Origin of the sequence: Klebsiella scottii (assembly GCF_036561945.1) — a bacterium.
Taxonomy (GTDB): domain Bacteria; phylum Pseudomonadota; class Gammaproteobacteria; order Enterobacterales; family Enterobacteriaceae; genus Klebsiella; species Klebsiella scottii.
Map to the genome: position 1 here is coordinate 932,318 of NZ_JARXNI010000020.1, position 16,401 is coordinate 948,718.

At 56.5% G+C, this 16,401-nt stretch carries 14 protein-coding genes; 8 read left to right on the forward strand and 6 right to left on the reverse strand.

The features are described 5' to 3' along the window. Window positions 1-27 precede the first annotated feature (27 nt). From QFI97_RS23510 to QFI97_RS12175, 4 genes are all read left to right on the forward strand, one after another. Window positions 28-3,246 (forward strand): hypothetical protein, encoded by a 3,219-nt coding sequence (locus tag QFI97_RS23510; protein WP_438943430.1) that lies wholly within the window; start codon window positions 28-30, stop codon window positions 3,244-3,246. A 111-nt stretch (window positions 3,247-3,357) separates the two neighbouring features. Then, window positions 3,358-3,594: a hypothetical protein gene (locus QFI97_RS12165; RefSeq protein ID WP_346431259.1), complete on the forward strand. Its 237-nt coding sequence runs from the start codon at window positions 3,358-3,360 to the stop codon at window positions 3,592-3,594. Next, window positions 3,594-3,902 carry a S24/S26 family peptidase gene (locus QFI97_RS12170; RefSeq protein WP_346431260.1) on the forward strand — a complete coding sequence of 103 codons (309 nt, stop codon included), beginning with the start codon at window positions 3,594-3,596 and terminating at the stop codon, window positions 3,900-3,902. The genes QFI97_RS12165 and QFI97_RS12170 overlap by 1 nt, the downstream gene beginning before the upstream one ends. A 296-nt stretch (window positions 3,903-4,198) precedes the next feature. After that, window positions 4,199-4,714, forward strand: coding sequence for a DUF4823 domain-containing protein (locus QFI97_RS12175; RefSeq protein ID WP_346431261.1), 516 nt, complete (start codon window positions 4,199-4,201; stop codon window positions 4,712-4,714). A gap of 103 nt (window positions 4,715-4,817) precedes the next feature. Here the strand turns inward: QFI97_RS12175 and QFI97_RS12180 are convergent, their stop codons facing one another. The 3 genes from QFI97_RS12180 to nhaB all read right to left on the reverse strand — a co-directional run bounded on the left by QFI97_RS12180 (window position 4,818) and on the right by nhaB (window position 7,643). Continuing rightward, complete coding sequence (locus QFI97_RS12180; RefSeq protein WP_041146175.1) at window positions 4,818-5,162, reverse strand: TehB family protein; 345 nt, start codon at window positions 5,160-5,162, stop codon at window positions 4,818-4,820. A 261-nt stretch (window positions 5,163-5,423) separates the two neighbouring features. Continuing rightward, a complete protein-coding gene (dsbB, locus tag QFI97_RS12185) occupies window positions 5,424-5,954 on the reverse strand; it encodes a disulfide bond formation protein DsbB (RefSeq protein ID WP_095101783.1) in 531 nt (176 codons plus the stop codon). Between the two features lie 138 nt (window positions 5,955-6,092). After that, a complete protein-coding gene (gene nhaB, locus QFI97_RS12190) occupies window positions 6,093-7,643 on the reverse strand; it encodes a sodium/proton antiporter NhaB (protein ID WP_346431262.1) in 1,551 nt (516 codons plus the stop codon). A gap of 241 nt (window positions 7,644-7,884) precedes the next feature. On the opposite strand from nhaB, the gene fadR reads away from it, so the two are divergent. Then, the gene (gene fadR / locus QFI97_RS12195; RefSeq protein ID WP_095101787.1) at window positions 7,885-8,604 is read left to right on the forward strand and encodes a fatty acid metabolism transcriptional regulator FadR; all 720 of its coding nucleotides are present in this window, start codon (window positions 7,885-7,887) and stop codon (window positions 8,602-8,604) included. 59 nt (window positions 8,605-8,663) lie between these two features. On the opposite strand, the gene QFI97_RS12200 is transcribed toward fadR, so the two are convergent. Further along, window positions 8,664-10,196 (reverse strand): SpoVR family protein, encoded by a 1,533-nt coding sequence (locus QFI97_RS12200; protein WP_346431263.1) that lies wholly within the window; start codon window positions 10,194-10,196, stop codon window positions 8,664-8,666. Window positions 10,197-10,517: 321 nt separating this feature from the next. On the opposite strand from QFI97_RS12200, the gene QFI97_RS12205 reads away from it, so the two are divergent. Both QFI97_RS12205 and dadX read left to right on the forward strand, forming a co-directional pair. Further along, complete coding sequence (locus QFI97_RS12205; protein ID WP_095101791.1) at window positions 10,518-11,816, forward strand: D-amino acid dehydrogenase; 1,299 nt, start codon at window positions 10,518-10,520, stop codon at window positions 11,814-11,816. A gap of 9 nt (window positions 11,817-11,825) precedes the next feature. Continuing rightward, the gene (gene dadX / locus QFI97_RS12210) at window positions 11,826-12,896 is read left to right on the forward strand and encodes a catabolic alanine racemase DadX (protein WP_095101793.1); all 1,071 of its coding nucleotides are present in this window, start codon (window positions 11,826-11,828) and stop codon (window positions 12,894-12,896) included. A 16-nt stretch (window positions 12,897-12,912) separates the two neighbouring features. On the opposite strand, the gene QFI97_RS12215 is transcribed toward dadX, so the two are convergent. Beyond that, a complete protein-coding gene (locus QFI97_RS12215) occupies window positions 12,913-14,646 on the reverse strand; it encodes a potassium/proton antiporter (RefSeq protein ID WP_095101855.1) in 1,734 nt (577 codons plus the stop codon). 92 nt (window positions 14,647-14,738) lie between these two features. Next, the gene (gene ldcA / locus QFI97_RS12220) at window positions 14,739-15,653 is read right to left on the reverse strand and encodes a muramoyltetrapeptide carboxypeptidase (RefSeq protein WP_095101857.1); all 915 of its coding nucleotides are present in this window, start codon (window positions 15,651-15,653) and stop codon (window positions 14,739-14,741) included. A gap of 95 nt (window positions 15,654-15,748) precedes the next feature. On the opposite strand from ldcA, the gene emtA reads away from it, so the two are divergent. Next, window positions 15,749-16,360, forward strand: a complete 612-nt coding sequence (emtA, locus tag QFI97_RS12225; RefSeq protein ID WP_095101859.1) for a membrane-bound lytic murein transglycosylase EmtA — start codon at window positions 15,749-15,751, stop codon at window positions 16,358-16,360. The last annotated feature ends 41 nt before the right edge of the window (window positions 16,361-16,401 follow it).

The window sequence follows — 16,401 nt, forward strand, 5'->3', positions numbered from 1 at the left end:
CGCCATTTATATAGGGCGACAAGCACAATGGCAGAATTACCAACCCCGACGCAGAAGGCGGTTCCGAGTGATGATATTCGGGACCACATTTATGCAGGTGGAATGCTGGATAAGGTAGTAACCAGCACTGAATTGACCTACACGGATCGCCTTGGTGGGGTGCACTACACCGTCGATGGAATGAAGGCTGAAGGGGATGCAGTGGTTGAGGAAACTCGCCTGAACCTTATCCCCCTTGGTAAACAATACATGACGCTGACGGCAGCCCAGGCTGATATTGCGAATATCCCTGATGGCAGCACCACTTACGTGCGTAATGCCACGGGCAGCTCTCTGGCTGATGAATATATCAATAATGGTGGGACGCTAACGGCAACCGGGCGGAAAATGCCTGCAATGTCCAACATCGGACAGGTCCAGACACTGGTTGGTAATTATGCATCATCCGATCCCGTTGCCGACCTGATATCTGCCTCGGTCAATAACGGGTCTTCGTTAAGTCAACTTACTGGCATAGTCTTTAGTGAGCGGGTCAACCAGGTATCGGCTGCCGGAACACTGACTATCAGAGAGCTGACCCTGTTGCGTCTCGACAGCTTTGCGAATGCTTCATCTTCAGCCTCAACCCTTAATTTTGCAGGTGGTGCTGTTGCATCGTTAATGCTGCTGCCGGGGGAGTCGGTTGCTGCCGAAACCAAAACCACACCATTTATTCCACGTCATCTTGCATCGTTTTCTGATTTTTCGGTGCGTATTGATACTGACGTTGTCCGGTTTATCGCAATTTTTCCGGACGTGGATTTCATTATCAGTCAGACAGCACAACGTAACGTTTTTGATAAAACAGGGACATTTACAGCCTCAACTCAGGTGCCGGAAACCTGGAATGGTCGTTATATCTCTACGCATACGGACGGCGGCATTCAGCTGATTATCCCCAAAACGGAAGTGACTGCCGCCGGGTATGACATTTCTTATCAGGGCGTTCACGATTATGTGGTAGCGACATATCTGGACAGGACGTTTTTCGTTAAAACGGCTCAGTCACATAAGGAGCCTGCGCAGGGGCTTTTCCTGACCGGTAGTGACGTCACGCTTTCACTGACCGGAACCGGAACATTTCAGGTATCCGCATATGCCCAGACTATCAGTGCGTTTGACCCTGGCGACACAACGCCGGTGAAATACAGCGCTGATGTGCAGAATAATATTTCCACGTCTCTGTCGGCGATACCATCCAGCATTTCCGTGGAGTTTGCCCCGGGGGAGTGCCCGAATCCGTCATGCATTGAAGTGACCGATGGCGACGGAAATGCTGTATCAGCCCAGTGGCTTCCAGAGCCAAACGTGAACTACTCAACAGGGGAGCGTTACGGTTATCACTCTGATGGTTCATTGCGCTGCGGTACGTTGATTTTTGAGCGTAATTACACCTCGGGTGAAGTGGCGCACTTCATTATCAACGTGTACCAGAACCGCCGGTTCCGGGCAGTCCGTCCGCTGCTGGTTGCCACAACTGACGGGTACGCACTGAGCTTCGGGGGAAGAACGTATCTTTTCGGTAGTGCGAACGGCTATCAGCTGTCTTCTGTCACGGAAAACAGCGTCGCCCTGATGACAAAATACTCCGCATATTGTGCGTTTGGGCTGAGTAATGATGTGCCGATGTCGCAGTGGGGCGGCTCAGTTCAGGTGACGGAATACGGCGATGTGTTTGTCGAGGTCACCACCACGCTGAAGAACCAGTATGTAGAAGCCGTGGTAAAAACCCGCATGATGGCCAGCGGGAAGGTATTTATTGATACCGTGTTTACCGCCATTACTGATATCCCTGTCAATTCTGTTTACGGACTTACCGGGCGCCTGGAATTTGATTCCGTTGTGACGGACAAGGCGATCGACCTGGACAGAACCACGACGTTCTGGAGCAACAGTGGGGTTAAACGGTCGGCGAACCTGCTTTATTGTCACGGCGATATCCACCGAGACGGTACACAGTATGCGCCGACGCTGCCGGCCTGGTCCACGATTGTTGACCTGAACAGTACCAGCGCGGGTCATGTCCGCATGTACGGCGGCTGGGCGTATCGTTCAGCCAGTTACCCGGTCGTTGCGCTGGAAGAGGGAAGATCATTCGCGCACGGGTATTATATCGATCTGAACCAGCAGCGCGCTAACCTGTTCTCTGCGAATAATGCAGCACACAACCTGCCATATGGACTGGCCGGGAGCGGCGTCATTGAGCGTGCAGCCCGTCGTCAACTGTACCGGGACCTGATGGATTATGTCGATGCGCAATCAGCGTGGTGGGATGCGAACGGAACGAACGCGAAAACGGTCGCCTACTGTGCCCATCTGGCGATTCGAAAGCTACTGGGTGAGGGAGATTCGTTTGAAACCATCTATGCGAATTTCCTGCAGTACTGTGTCACGTACCACGGCGGCATAACTAATCTTGGTCAGTCGTATTTCGATAATATTCTGGTCCTGCAGTTCGCCAGCCGGACTATTCTGCCTAACATCCAGTGGTTTTATCGTGAGGCTGTGGCAAATGGCGACACGGCGAAGCAGGCTCAGTTGAAGGCGGGTATCGTCTCTCTCGCAGATGCTCTCGTTCAGACATTTAACGAGAAAGGTTTTGTACCGTTGCAGTACAGCTTCACTGCTGCACCGCCATCAAATGCTAACACCACCGCCATTCGTTGCCTGGCAATAGCTATTGCACTAACCGGCGACGCGACAGGGAAATATCTCGCCGCCCTGCAGGGGCTGGAAACCTACATCAATCAGTATCTGAAAACGGAGAATATTTTCACTGAGAATATCGCGTCCATCCTGGGCCAGGCGCATTACCTGCACTATGCAGACTATGCGTATCACGACTATCTGAGGGCCTGCGATTTACTGGAAAGAACCCCGATACTGAACATGAGCACGTACATGCTGCAGGCAACTGCGGCGTATGGTGCCCTGCGTGAGCAGATTTACTGCATCTCAAACAGTCGCAAGGGGAGCTCTCTCACCTATGCCTATCAGATTTATGCGCTGGATAAGCAGATGGGGTTATCGGGGCAGAATGCCTGCCGGGCGCTGCTGGGCCACCTGAAGGAGCAAATCAACCCGGATGGCTCCATGCCTCGCCCAATGGACAACTGGCCGCCAAACCTCAATACCACAGCAGCGTCACCGTTGCCGTTTGAGATCCAGGCGCTGGCAGAGATTCTGCTTGAAAAATACTACGGGTAGTTAAGTCAACAGGTTGCTCCTGTCGCGAAAATTGATAGGCGCAACCGCTATTGATCTGCCTCCTCGATAAAACTACTGTATGAACAACCAGCATTAATCGGGAGGCAGACAATGCTCCAGTCAAAAATCAGAGAGGCGTTCTGCGCCTCTATCTCTCGCAACCCTAAAGGGTATCAATATTTACGCACCAGAGACTTTGTCTGCGCGCTGCAGGAACGAGGCGTTCATTTCTCCGGCCGCGAAGCGAACCAGTGGATAGAACGCTACCAGATGTATTTTGTCGACAAAACAACGGATGGAAATGAAAACAGGCTGTGGATGCTTCGCAATATGGGGAGGGTGCTCTGATGGGGTTTTCGTCGCCAGCAGCTGATTATGTAGAGGACACTCTCACCGTCACGAAACTGTGCCTGATGGACGCCAACTCACGGGTTGTAAAAACAGACTCAGGCTACGCTATTTTGGATATGTCGCTGAGACCAGAGCAGAACGATATTGTTCTTATCCGGTACGACGGCATGACGGATTTTGGCCGGCTGCAGGGGCAATCGTTCATTACCCGGGATGGGGAGGCGATCGAGGGGGAGGGAGTAGAGGTTTACGGCGTCGTCACGTTTTCGGTTAACGATCTGCGTCGGGATGACTGCCCGATTTGATGCTGGGGCATGCATGGGGCATAAAAGCACCGCAGATGTCCCACATTAAAACACAGGAGGTGAAATCGTCTGCGGTAACTTATTCAAATATACCTAGATGCTCCAGATAAAAACCCAGAACCAAAAAATACTGCCGCCTATTTTAAACAAGCCTGACTGGGCGCAGTAGCCGCTCGCTGCCCGCCGCGCCAGACAGAACGGCTAAAACAGAAAACCCGCCACCGGCGGGTTTTCTGTTTTAGCTCGATGGTCACTGGTGATAAAGTGTTTCCGTTTGCAATTAATGGAAACATAAAATGAAAAAAATAGTGATGATAGCAATTGCCGGGATCCTGCTTAGCGGATGTTCGGCAAAATACAACACAGCAGAAGTTACCAAAAGCACTGAGTTGTTGCTGAAAGATAAAACGGTCGTTATTGCTCAGCCGGCAAACGGGGTTTATGAAACCAAAGTATACAGCGGCTCTGGGGAGGCTACGGCTCTCGCGGTTCAGTCTGCTTTCTCCCGATATACTGACAGCGTATCCGTTGCCCCTGAGTGTACGACGCTGAGCTGCCTGAAGGATAAACGCCCGCTTAGCGAAGGCTATTATGTCATTCCTCAAATACTGCATTGGGAAGACAGAGCGACAGAATGGTCCGGAATTCCGGATAAAATTGAAGTGAAAATCACGGTATATCATTCCTCCACGGATCGCGTGGTCGCCTCATCCATTCTGAGTGGTAAGAGTAAGTGGGCCACTTTCGGTGGCGATCATCCTCAGGATTTGTTGCCGCAACCCATTAATAGCTACGTTGCGGGCCTGTATTAATAACCCTGCCCGGCGGAGAGCGAATTTAATCTTCACTCTGCAAACCACGTTAGCAAAACCCGCCACCGGCGGGTTTTCTGTTATCAGCCATCGGCAGGCGGGGTTACGACTTTTTGCTGTGGAACAGCCCGTTTTCGCCGTCGGCGTCATCTTCAACCCAGAAGTTGATATTGAACTGGGCATCGTCGCTTAATTCGATGCGATGCCAGTACTGAGGCGGGCTGGTCGCAAACTGCCCGGCGTTAATCACCACTTTGACCTCCGGCTCTGTCGCCTGTTCATCAGCGAAACCATAATAAGTTACCGTCCCTTCCATCACGCAAAGCTGGCCGAAAACGGCGGCGGCGGTGTTGTGGTGGGTGAGCAGGGCGGCAGGTACGTTCTCTTTGGTAAAGAAGGGGGTGGAGCGTTTAACTTTCCAGTTAGCCGGAATACGCAGGTGAGACATCGTGAGCTCCTTAGCGGACGCGAATAAGATGCATTTAATATGCAACTTATAGGGGCGAACGTCAACTCGCGGGAGAGAAAAAACGCGCAAAGGCGCTATGCTGCCGACCCGAACCTCAGGCGGAACATGCGCCTTCGCTGCGCCTTTTCATCAGCGAACGTTCAGCATCGTGGAGAGAATACGGGATGGGGCAAAAAAAAACCTGCCAGCGGTTTCACTGACAGGCTTTGCTCTCGGCGGCGCGACTTCACCGCGACGGGATTAGCGACCGAACAGATCGCGTTTTTTAGGTTTGAACGGCTGAGCAATCACAACCAGCACCGCCACAACCAGGTAGGCGGCAAAGATCCCCACCAGCCACTGCGGCATCTCCAGCGTCAGAAACTCCCATTGACGCACGGAACAGTCGCCGCTGGCCACGAACATCTGCGGCAGCCACTTATCCAGCGGCAGCCACGTTGGGAAGCGGGCGGCAAAATCGCAGGTCTGGAACGGAGAAGGGTGAAGCTGAATCATGGTATGTTCCCATGCCAGCTGCAGCCCCCGCAGCGCGCTATAGAGCCAGATAACCAGCGCCACATAGCGCAGCGGCGTTTTCGGTGCGATGGCGCCGACGATACCGGCTCCCATAATGCCTAATAGCGCACAGCGTTCGTAAATACACATTACGCAAGGCTGCAGCAACATAACGTGCTGGAACCACAGCGCAACCAGCTCAAGAGCGAAAGCGGTGAACGCCATCAGGAGCCAGGCTCCGCGTCCCCTTGAGCACTGGTTTAAATATCGCAACATAGTCTTTTCCCTGAAACATGCTAAATCATGGCAGTGTAAACGAAAACCGAACCGACGCCAGCAGCTAGTCCGAAAATATTACGTAAAAATATTGCACATCCGGCGGCGGGTTGCGGATGTGCCGATATCGCGTCAGCTTCAGGGAAGCTGCGGCGTCACGAGCCAGCCCTGTTCGAGCATCCACTGCGTCGCTGGCATCAGCGTAAACTCAACGCCCAGCAGCCCGACCAGGGTCATCACGATGGTGTAAGGCAGCGCCATCCATACCATTCGCCCGTAGGAGAGGCGAATCAACGGCGCCAGCGCGGAGGTCAGCAGGAACAGGAACGCCGCCTGCCCGTTAGGCGTGGCGACCGAAGGCAGGTTGGTCCCGGTATTAATCGCGACGGCCAGCAGCTCAAACTGCGGCAGGCTGATGGTGCCCTGCTGGAGCGCGGTTTTGGCCTCGTTGATATAGACCGTGCCGACGAAGACGTTATCGGAAATGGATGACAGCAGGCCGTTAAACAGATAGAACAGCGACAGCTGGGCGTGCGGCGACGCCTGCAGCACGAACTGGATCACCGGGGAGAACAGGCGCTGGTCGATAATCACCGCGACCACGGCGAAAAAGACCGTCAGTAGCGCGGTGAACGGCAGCGCCTCGGTAAAGGCTTTACCAATAGCGTGCTCATCGGTCACGCCGGAGAAGGTAGTGGCCAGCACAATCACCGATAAACCGATCAGGCCGACTTCCGCCAGATGCAGGGCCAGCGCGGTAATCAGCCAGATACCGATAATCCCCTGGGCGATAAGCCGCAGGCGATCCTGACGGCTGCGCTGGCGCCGGCTGCGATCGTCATAATCCTGCAGAACCTTACGCACCGCGGGCGGCAGCGGTTCGCCGTAGCCGAACAGCCTGAACTTCTCCACCAGCAGGCAGGTGAGCAGGCCGCAGACGATGACCGGCAGCGTCACCGGCGCCATGCGCAAGAAGAATCCGGCAAAGTGCCATCCGGCGGCTTTCGCGACGATCAGGTTTTGCGGTTCGCCAACCATGGTCATCACGCCGCCCAGCGCGGTACCCACGCCCGCGTGCATCATCAGGCTACGCAAAAAGCCGCGGAACTGCTCCAGTACGTCGCGATAGTGCGGATCGATATGGCTATCGTCCAGCAGATCGCGATCGTCGGGCCGCGCGGAGGCCACGCGATGATAAATACCGTAGAATCCAACCGCGACGCTAATCACCACCGCCACCACGGTTAGCGCATCGAGGAAGGCGGAGAGGAACGCCGCCGCCAGACAAAAGGCCAGCGACAGCAGCATTTTGCTGCGGATACCCAGCAGCAGACGGGTAAAGATAAACAGCAGCAGCTGCTTCATAAAGTAGATCCCCGCCACCATAAATATCAGCAGCAGGAGCACTTCGAGGTTGCCGGCGATCTCATCGCGAATATGCTCCGCGCTGGTCATCCCGATAAATACCGCTTCGATAGCCAGCAGGCCGCCGGGCAGCAGCGGGTAGCATTTGAGCGCCATCGCCAGGGTAAAAATAAACTCAACAACCAGCAGCCAGCCGGCGACAAACGGATTGAAGCAGAACAGCAGCGGGTTAAGGATTAAGAAGACAATTAAGGTGAGCTTATACCAGTCCGGAGACTGGCCAAGAAAATTACGCCACAGGGCGCGACCATAAGACATTTCCACGACAGACATCCTTCCCCGTCAAATATTGACATGATTTTACGTATAACTATTTGCAAGACTAACAGTTGAGTAAAAAGGGTAGCAACCTGGTTCGCCTCGCGCCCGGTTTCATCAAGTACCAGGAGCAAAATCTCAAAATGAAACGGCGATCCCCTTTTAATTACCTTCTGGCGCTATCTGCCCTATAGCTGCTCTGGTATGATGAGTAGAATTTGCAACGCTGTGTAATGGAAATCTTACTATGGTCATTAAGGCGCAGAGCCCTGCGGGCTTCGCGGAAGAGTACATCATTGAAAGTATATGGAATAATCGCTTTCCCCCGGGCACAATTCTCCCCGCCGAACGTGAGCTTTCTGAACTTATTGGTGTTACCCGTACGACCTTACGCGAAGTTCTGCAGCGTCTGGCACGTGACGGTTGGTTAACGATACAGCACGGCAAACCGACGAAGGTGAACAACTTCTGGGAAACGTCGGGTCTGAATATTCTCGAAACGCTGGCGCGCCTCGATCACGACAGCGTCCCGCAGCTGATTGATAACCTGCTGTCGGTGCGCACCAATATCTCCACTATCTTTATCCGCACGGCCTTCCGTCAGCATCCTGAAAACGCGCTCCAGGTTCTTGCCGCGGCGCGTGAGGTGGAAGACCACGCGGACGCCTTCGCCGATCTCGATTACGGTATTTTCCGCGGCCTGGCGTTTGCCTCCGGCAACCCGATCTACGGTCTGATCCTCAACGGCATGAAGGGCCTCTATACCCGCATTGGCCGTCACTATTTTGCCAATCCGGAAGCGCGCAGCCTGGCGCTGGGCTTCTATCACCAGCTGGCTAAAGTCTGTGAAGAGGGGCAGCACGAGCAGGTTTATGAGATCGTCCGTCGCTACGGGCATGACAGCGGTGAAATCTGGCATCGTATGCAGAAAACGCTGCCGGGTGATTTAGTCATCGGTATGCGCTAAGACCCGCGATAAGATAAAAAACGCCCGGCGATTATGCCGGGCGTTTTGTTTGCCGCGATTTACAGCGCGTTCTGCCGCGGCGGGCTGCGTTCCAGCAGTTCGATGCTGCCATCGGCATTTTGCTGCTCCAGCAGGATGTCGAATCCCCACAGGCGATGGACGTGCTTAAGTACCTCGCGACGCCCCTTATCCAGCGGTACGCGGTTATGCGGCACGTAGCGCAGCGTCAGCGAACGATCGCCCCGCAGGTCGACGTTCCACACCTGAATATTCGGCTCCAGATTGCTCAGATTGTACTGGGCGGAAAGCTTGGCGCGAATCTCCCGATACCCCTCTTCGTTATGGATGGCGGAAATCTCCAGGTAGTTATGATGGTCATCATCGAGCACCGTAAAGAAGCGGAAATCACGCATAATTTTCGGTGACAGGAACTGGCTGATAAAGCTCTCATCCTTGAAGTCGCGCATGGCAAAATGCAGCGTCTCCAGCCAGTCTGAGCCGGCGATGTCGGGGAACCAGTATTTGTCCTCTTCGGTCGGCGACTGACAAATGCGCTTGATATCCTGGAACATGGCAAAGCCCAGCGCGTAGGGGTTAATCCCGTTGTACCACTGGCTGTTGTAGGGCGGCTGGTAGATAACGTTGGTGTGGCTGTGCAGAAACTCCAGCATAAAGCGTTCCGTCACTTTCCCTTCATCGTACAGGTGGTTGAGGATCGTGTAGTGCCAGAACGTCGCCCAGCCCTCGTTCATGACCTGGGTCTGCTTTTGCGGGTAGAAATACTGGCTCACCTTACGCACGATACGCAGGATTTCACGCTGCCATGACTCCAGCAGCGGGGCGTTCTTCTCCATAAAGTAGAGCAGGTTTTCCTGCGGCTCAGAAGGATAGCGGCGCGCGGTTTCGATGGCTTTCTCTTCTTCCCGCTTAGGCAGGGTGCGCCACAGCATATTCACCTGGCTTTGTAGATACTCCTCCCGGCTTTTCTGTCGCGCCTTCTCCTCCTGCAGCGAGATTTTCTGCGGACGTTTATAGCGGTCAACGCCGTAGTTCATCAATGCGTGGCAGGAGTCGAGCAGCTTCTCCACCTCATCAACGCCGTAACGCTCCTCGCACTCGGTGATGTATTTTCGGGCGAAGATCAGGTAATCGATGATCGAGCTGGCATCGGTCCAGCTGCGGAACAGGTAGTTATTCTTGAAAAAGGAGTTGTGCCCGTAGCAGGCGTGGGCCATCACCAGCGCCTGCATGGTAATGGTATTCTCCTCCATCAGATAGGCGATACAGGGGTTGGAGTTGATGACAATTTCGTAGGCCAGCCCCTGCTGGCCGTGCTTATACGCCTGTTCGGTTTCGATAAATTTCTTACCAAACGACCAGTGCGGGTAGTTGATTGGCATGCCGACGCTGGAGTAGGCATCCATCATCTGCTCGGAAGTAATGACTTCGATCTGATGCGGATAGGTATCGAGACGATACAGCTTCGCCACCCGGTCAACCTCGGCGAGGTAGGTTTCCAGCAGTTCAAAAGTCCAGTCGGGTCCATCGCTTAAACGAGTCGTGTCCCTGTTCATGGAATCAATCGTAGCCATTAGCGCGCCCTCATTGTCGGTGACTCTCTCTATACGGAGAGCCTCCCAATAAGCATAGAACACGGCTCGACAAACTGCGCCTGCGGACAATTTCTTTTCTTCGCGATTTCACAATCTTAAAGGCCTGATTCAGCCTTTATGGCAGAATTTTATTCTGAGGAAAAATGAAGCGCAGCAGGAGATAGTAAATCTACCGGGTCAGTGCTGGTGCGGTTTGGTGTGAGATTAGTCACCATAAATAAAGCGTATGTTGAATAATATTTTCAACTGAGTTATCAATTTGTAATCAGATGATTGTTCTTTAACTATTACGGAGTCGCTATGCGAGTCGTCATACTGGGAAGTGGGGTGGTTGGGGTAGCTAGTGCGTGGTATTTGAGCCAGGCGGGACATCAGGTCACGGTTATCGATCGTCAGCCGGGGCCGGCGGAAGAGACCAGCGCCGCCAACGCCGGACAGATTTCTCCGGGCTACGCCGCCCCCTGGGCCGCGCCCGGCGTGCCGCTGAAGGCCATCAAGTGGATGTTCCAGCGCCACGCGCCGCTGGCGATCGGTCTTGACGGCACGCAGTTCCAGCTCAAATGGATGTGGCAGATGCTGCGCAACTGCGACACCCGCCACTATATGGAAAACAAAGGCCGCATGGTGCGTCTGGCGGAGTACAGCCGCGACTGCCTGAAGGCGCTGCGCGAAAGCACCGGCATCCAGTATGAGGGACGGCAGGGCGGGACGCTGCAGCTCTTCCGTACCGAAAAACAGTATGAGAACGCCACCCGCGACATCGCCGTGCTGCAAGATGCCGGCGTGCCGTACCAGCTGCTGGAGGCGAAACGTCTGCTGGAAGTCGAACCGGCATTAGCCGAGGTGAGCCACAAGCTGACCGGCGGTCTGCGTTTGCCGAACGATGAAACCGGCGACTGCCAGCTGTTTACCACGCGCCTGGCGGCGATGGCGGAGCAGGCGGGCGTCACCTTCCGCTTTAATACTTCGGTTGATGCGCTGCTGTACGAGGGAGAGCAGATCTCCGGCGTGAAATGCGGCGATGAAATTGTGAAAGGCGATGCCTACGTCATGGCCTTCGGCTCCTACTCGACGGCGATGCTGAAAGGGCTGGTGGACATTCCGGTCTACCCGCTGAAGGGCTACTCGCTAACGATCCCGATCGCCGAGGAAGACGGGGCGCCGGTATCGACTATCCTTGATGAGACATACAAAATTGCGATTACCCGCTTTGACCAGCGGATCCGCGTCGGCGGGATGGCGGAGATCGTCGGCTTTAACAAAGAGCTGCTGCAGCCGCGTCGCGAAACGCTGGAGATGGTGGTGCGCGATCTGTTCCCGCGCGGCGGCCACGTAGAGCAGGCGACCTTCTGGACCGGTTTACGTCCGATGACCCCGGACGGCACGCCGGTTGTCGGCCGCACGCCGTATAAAAACCTGTGGCTGAATACCGGGCACGGCACCCTCGGCTGGACCATGGCATGCGGCTCAGGACAGCTTTTGAGCGATTTAATATCGGGTCGCACTCCGGCTATTCCGTACGACGATCTTGCCGTCGCCCGCTATAGCCCGGGCTTCACTCCGGCGCGTGCTCAGCACCTGCACGGCGTTCACAACTAAGGAGTCTTCATGTCCCGTCCGGTACTGGCCAGCATTGATTTGTCGGCCTTGCGGCAGAATTTACAGATTGTCCGGCGCGCGGCTCCTGGCTCGCGGCTGTGGGCGGTGGTTAAAGCCAACGCCTACGGTCACGGCCTGGCGCGCGTGTGGCACGCGCTGAGCGGCGCAGATGGCTTTGCGCTGCTGAATCTTGAAGAGGCGATCCTGCTGCGCGAGCAGGGCTGGAAAGGGCCGATTCTGCTGCTTGAGGGTTTCTTCCACGCCGACGAGCTGGCGCTGTTTGATAAGTATCGCCTGACCACCAGCGTGCACAGCAACTGGCAAATTAAGGCGCTACAGCAGGCGAAGCTTCACGCTCCGCTGGATATTTACGTTAAGGTCAACAGCGGAATGAACCGGCTGGGCTTTATGCCGGAGCGTATCCATACCGTCTGGCAGCAGCTGCGGGCGCTGGGCAACGTCAGCGAGATGACGCTGATGTCGCACTTTGCCGACGCGGAAAACCCGCAGGGGATCGTTGAGCCGATGCGCCGCATCGAGCAGGCGGCGGAAGGGCTGGCGTGCTCGCGCTCGCTGGCGAATTCGGCGGCGACGCTGTGGCACCCGGAAGCGCATTTTGACTGGGTCAGGCCGGGGATCGTGCTGTACGGCGCCTCGCCGTCCGGCCAGTGGCAGGACATCGCCAACAGCGGCCTGAAGCCGGTCATGACCCTCAGCAGCGAGATTATCGCCGTGCAGAACCTGAAGGCGGGCGAGGCGGTGGGCTACGGCGGCCTCTACCGGACGACGCAAGAGCAGCGGATTGGCATTGTGGCCTGCGGCTATGCCGACGGCTATCCGCGCATCGCGCCGGCTGGAACGCCGGTGCTGGTTGACGGCGTGCGCACCACGCTGGTGGGGCGCGTCTCGATGGATATGCTGGCGGTAGACTTAACGCCTTGCCCACAGGCCGGGATCGGCGCGCCGGTCGAACTGTGGGGCAAAGAGGTTAAAATCGACGATGTTGCCGCCGCCAGCGGCACCGTCGGCTATGAGCTGATGTGCGCCCTGGCGCCGCGCGTTCCCGTTGTGACCGTGTAACTTCTCGTGAGGCGGCTCACTCCGCCTCATCTTCCGCAACGCGCACCCCGACCTTCAGAACGTGGTCCTCTTCTTTTTCTGCGACCGTCCATACCATTCCGGCAAACTCAACGTGGTCGCCCACCACCGGCGCGGCCCCGAGCTGGTGCTGCACAACGTCGCCCAGCGACTGCTGGCGATCGCGATACTCTTCCCCGCCGTCGAGGCCGTAAATTTGCGCGACGTCGGCAAACTTAGCGCTGGCGTCAAGAATAAAGTCACCGAAGAAGCGCTGATCGAGCGCCACCGGCGGCGACTGGCTGAACATTTTACCCAGCGCGGGCAGGTCGCGCTCGCGGCCGATAACGCACAGAATATCGCCTTCCAGCAGGCGGGTGCTGCCGGTGGGATGCAGCAGCGCGTTATCGCGAAACAGGGCGGCAATGCGCGTTTCCGGCGGCATATGCAGATCGCGCAGCGCCGCGCCGACGCACCATTTATCCGCGCTGAGCTGATAGACGAACTGCTCCCACGGATTTTCCGGATGAATATCCAGCCCGACCCGGGAAATTGGCCAGCCCACCGGCGGGACCACCACTTTGGCTTTTTTCGCCGCCCACGACAGCGAGGTCCCCTGCAGCAGCAGCGAGACCAGCACCACGAAGAAGGCGACGTTGAAGAACAGCCGCGCATTCTCAAGGCCGGCCATCATCGGAAAGACGGCGAGAATAATCGGTACCGCGCCGCGTAATCCCACCCAGCTGATAAATATCCGCTCGCGCAGGTTAAACCCGCGAAATGGCAGCAGGCCGGCGAAAACCGACAGCGGACGGGCGATAAAAATCATCCACATCGAGAGCAGCAGCGCCGGGATCGCAATGGGCCACAGGTCGGACGGCGTCACCAGCAGGCCGAGCACCAGGAACATGGCGATTTGCGCCAGCCACGCCAGGCCGTCGAAGTTTTGCAGAATGCCGTGACGGTTGCGAATCGGCCGGTTGCCGAGCAGGAAACCGCACAGATAGACCGCCAGGATGCCGCTGCCGTCCAGCGAGGTGGTGACGGCGAAAATCATAATTCCGCCGCTCAGCGCCAGCAGCGGATAGAGACCGGTAGGCAGCACGATGCGGTTTATCATCTGCAGGAGCAGGTAGCCGCCGCCGAGACCAATGACGATCCCCAGGCCAAACTGCTGCACGATGTGGACCGCAAACATCCAGCTCAGGCCGGATTCGTGCTGCTGAATCATCTCGATAAGCGTGATGGTCAGGAACACCGCCATCGGATCGTTGCTGCCGGATTCGATCTCCAGCGTCGAGCCGACGCGTTCGTTCAGACCCTTGCCGCCGAGCAGGGAGAACACCGCCGCGGCGTCGGTTGAGCCGACAATCGCGCCGATCAGCATCCCTTCAATCAGGTTGAGGTGAAACAGCCACGCCGCCATCAGCCCGGTGAGGCAGGAGGTGATCAGCACCCCGACGGTGGCCAGCGAAAGCGCCGGCCACAGCGCCACGCGAAAGGAGCTGGCCTGGGTGCGCATCCCGCCGTCCAGCAGGATCACCGCCAGCGCCAGGTTACTCACCATATAGGCGAAAGGGTAGTTGTCAAAAGGGATGCCGCCGATACCGTCAACGCCCGCCAGCATCCCGATAGCCAGGAAGATGACCAGAATCGGAATGCCGAGACGTGAGGAAAAGGAACTCAATAAAATGCTACAGGTTACTAATACAGAACCCAGAATAAACAGACTAATAACCGCACCGGCATCCAATGTTCATGTACTCCTTACGAGTATGAAGATTTTGATAATTTGACATCATATTAACCATCTGCGGGGGATCCGGAAATGTGTCACGGAAAATTTTATTCTGTCAGCACCGGATGGCCGCTCAGCGTTAAGGTGGTGGTGGCCGAATTGTTCACCAGCAGCGCCCTCGCGCCAAGCGGCAGGGTGACGGTGCGCTGCTCGTGGCCGAAATCCAGGCCGTCGATCAGCGGAATCGCGAGCTGCGCGCGCAGGTATGCGTAAACCGCCGCTAAATCGTACCCGGCGTCGTAATCGTTGGGCGCGGCTCCGCTGAAGCTGCCGAGGATAATCGCCCGCTGGCGCGCAAGAATGCCGCTATGCAGCAGCTGCAGCAGCATACGCTCGACGCGGAACGGGTGCTCGTTGATATCTTCCACGACCAAAATGCCGTCGGTAATCTGCGGCAGCCACGGCGTGCCGATAAGCGAGGTGAGCATCGCCAGGTTGCCGCCCCACAGCGTGCCCTGCGCGCGGCACTCCGGACCGTCGCCGTGCCATTCGAGGGTAAACTCCGGGCTGCTCAGCGCCTGCCAGAAGTGAAATTCCGTGAACGGGTCCAGCGTTTCCGCACCAAAGTTACCTGCCAGCATCGGCCCGCTGAAGGTGATTATGCTACCCTTTGCCAGCAGACCCAGCTGGATCGCCGTGAAATCACTGTGGCCGCAGATCAGCAGCGGGTCGCGCTGCTGGCGCGCGGTTAAGCCCTGCCAGTCGATGTGCGGCAGCAGGCGGCTGGCGCCGTAGCCGCCGCGCACCGGCATCACGATGCGGTTGCTGCCGCTGAGGGTAGCGAGCTGGTTGATATCGCTCAGGCGTTCTTGCTCAGTCCCGGCAAAGCGCTGCTGTCGGCGGGTAATGACCTGCTGATGCATCACCTGGTGTCCGGCTTCCTGCAGACGGCTGACGCCGCGGGCCGCGGCCTGCTGGTTGGTGCAGTAGCCTGAGGGGGCGACCAGATAAAACTGAGACATGACAATTCCTTGCTAAGAATGAAAGGGTTATCATGCCGCCTGGAGCGATTATTGTCATCTCCAGGCGGCAAACTTCAGCCAATAAGGATAGATGTGTGAAATTGAGATGGTGCGTTTTTTTATGTGTGTTATTGGCCGGCTGTAGCTCAAAACATGATTACCGCAATCCGCCGTGGAACGCCGAGGTTCCGGTGAAGCGGGCAATGCAGTGGATGCCAATCAGCGAAAAAGCCGGCGCGGCGTGGGGCGTTGACCCGCAGCTGGTGACGGCGATTATCGCCATTGAGTCCGGCGGTAATCCAACGGTAGTGAGTAAATCCGGCGCGGTTGGTTTGATGCAGCTGAAGCCTTCGACCTCCGGGCGCGACGTCTATCAGCGCATGGGCTGGCGCGGCGAACCGTCGGTTAGCGAGCTGAAAAATCCTGAGCGCAATATTTCGATGGGCGCGGCCTACCTGAGCATTCTTGAGAACGGTCCGCTGGCCGGGATTAAAGATCCGCAGGTGATGCGTTACGCGGTGGTGGTCTCCTACGCCAACGGCGCCGGCGCGCTGCTGCGCACCTTCTCGTCGAATCGCCAGGACGCGATTGACGAGATCAATGATATGGATGCCGACGACTTCTTCGAGCACGTAGCGAAAAAGCATCCGGCTCCGCAGGCTCCACGCTATATCTGGAAGCTGCAGAAAGCGCTGGATGCGATGTAATCATTGCCGCCTTCCCCCGGTCGCGCCGCGCTTAACGGGGC

What these genes read in the sequence shown, in the direction of transcription:
- QFI97_RS23510 (WP_438943430.1), top strand. Translation starts at nt 28, where the DNA reads ATGGCAGAATTACCAACCCCGACGCAGAAGGCGGTTCCGAGTGATGAT.
- QFI97_RS12165 (WP_346431259.1), top strand. Translation starts at nt 3,358, where the DNA reads ATGCTCCAGTCAAAAATCAGAGAGGCGTTCTGCGCCTCTATCTCTCGC.
- QFI97_RS12170 (WP_346431260.1), top strand. Translation starts at nt 3,594, where the DNA reads ATGGGGTTTTCGTCGCCAGCAGCTGATTATGTAGAGGACACTCTCACC.
- QFI97_RS12175 (WP_346431261.1), top strand. Translation starts at nt 4,199, where the DNA reads ATGAAAAAAATAGTGATGATAGCAATTGCCGGGATCCTGCTTAGCGGA.
- QFI97_RS12180 (WP_041146175.1), bottom strand. Translation starts at nt 5,162, where the DNA reads ATGTCTCACCTGCGTATTCCGGCTAACTGGAAAGTTAAACGCTCCACC.
- dsbB (WP_095101783.1), bottom strand. Translation starts at nt 5,954, where the DNA reads ATGTTGCGATATTTAAACCAGTGCTCAAGGGGACGCGGAGCCTGGCTC.
- fadR (WP_095101787.1), top strand. Translation starts at nt 7,885, where the DNA reads ATGGTCATTAAGGCGCAGAGCCCTGCGGGCTTCGCGGAAGAGTACATC.
- QFI97_RS12200 (WP_346431263.1), bottom strand. Translation starts at nt 10,196, where the DNA reads ATGGCTACGATTGATTCCATGAACAGGGACACGACTCGTTTAAGCGAT.
- QFI97_RS12205 (WP_095101791.1), top strand. Translation starts at nt 10,518, where the DNA reads ATGCGAGTCGTCATACTGGGAAGTGGGGTGGTTGGGGTAGCTAGTGCG.
- dadX (WP_095101793.1), top strand. Translation starts at nt 11,826, where the DNA reads ATGTCCCGTCCGGTACTGGCCAGCATTGATTTGTCGGCCTTGCGGCAG.
- ldcA (WP_095101857.1), bottom strand. Translation starts at nt 15,653, where the DNA reads ATGTCTCAGTTTTATCTGGTCGCCCCCTCAGGCTACTGCACCAACCAG.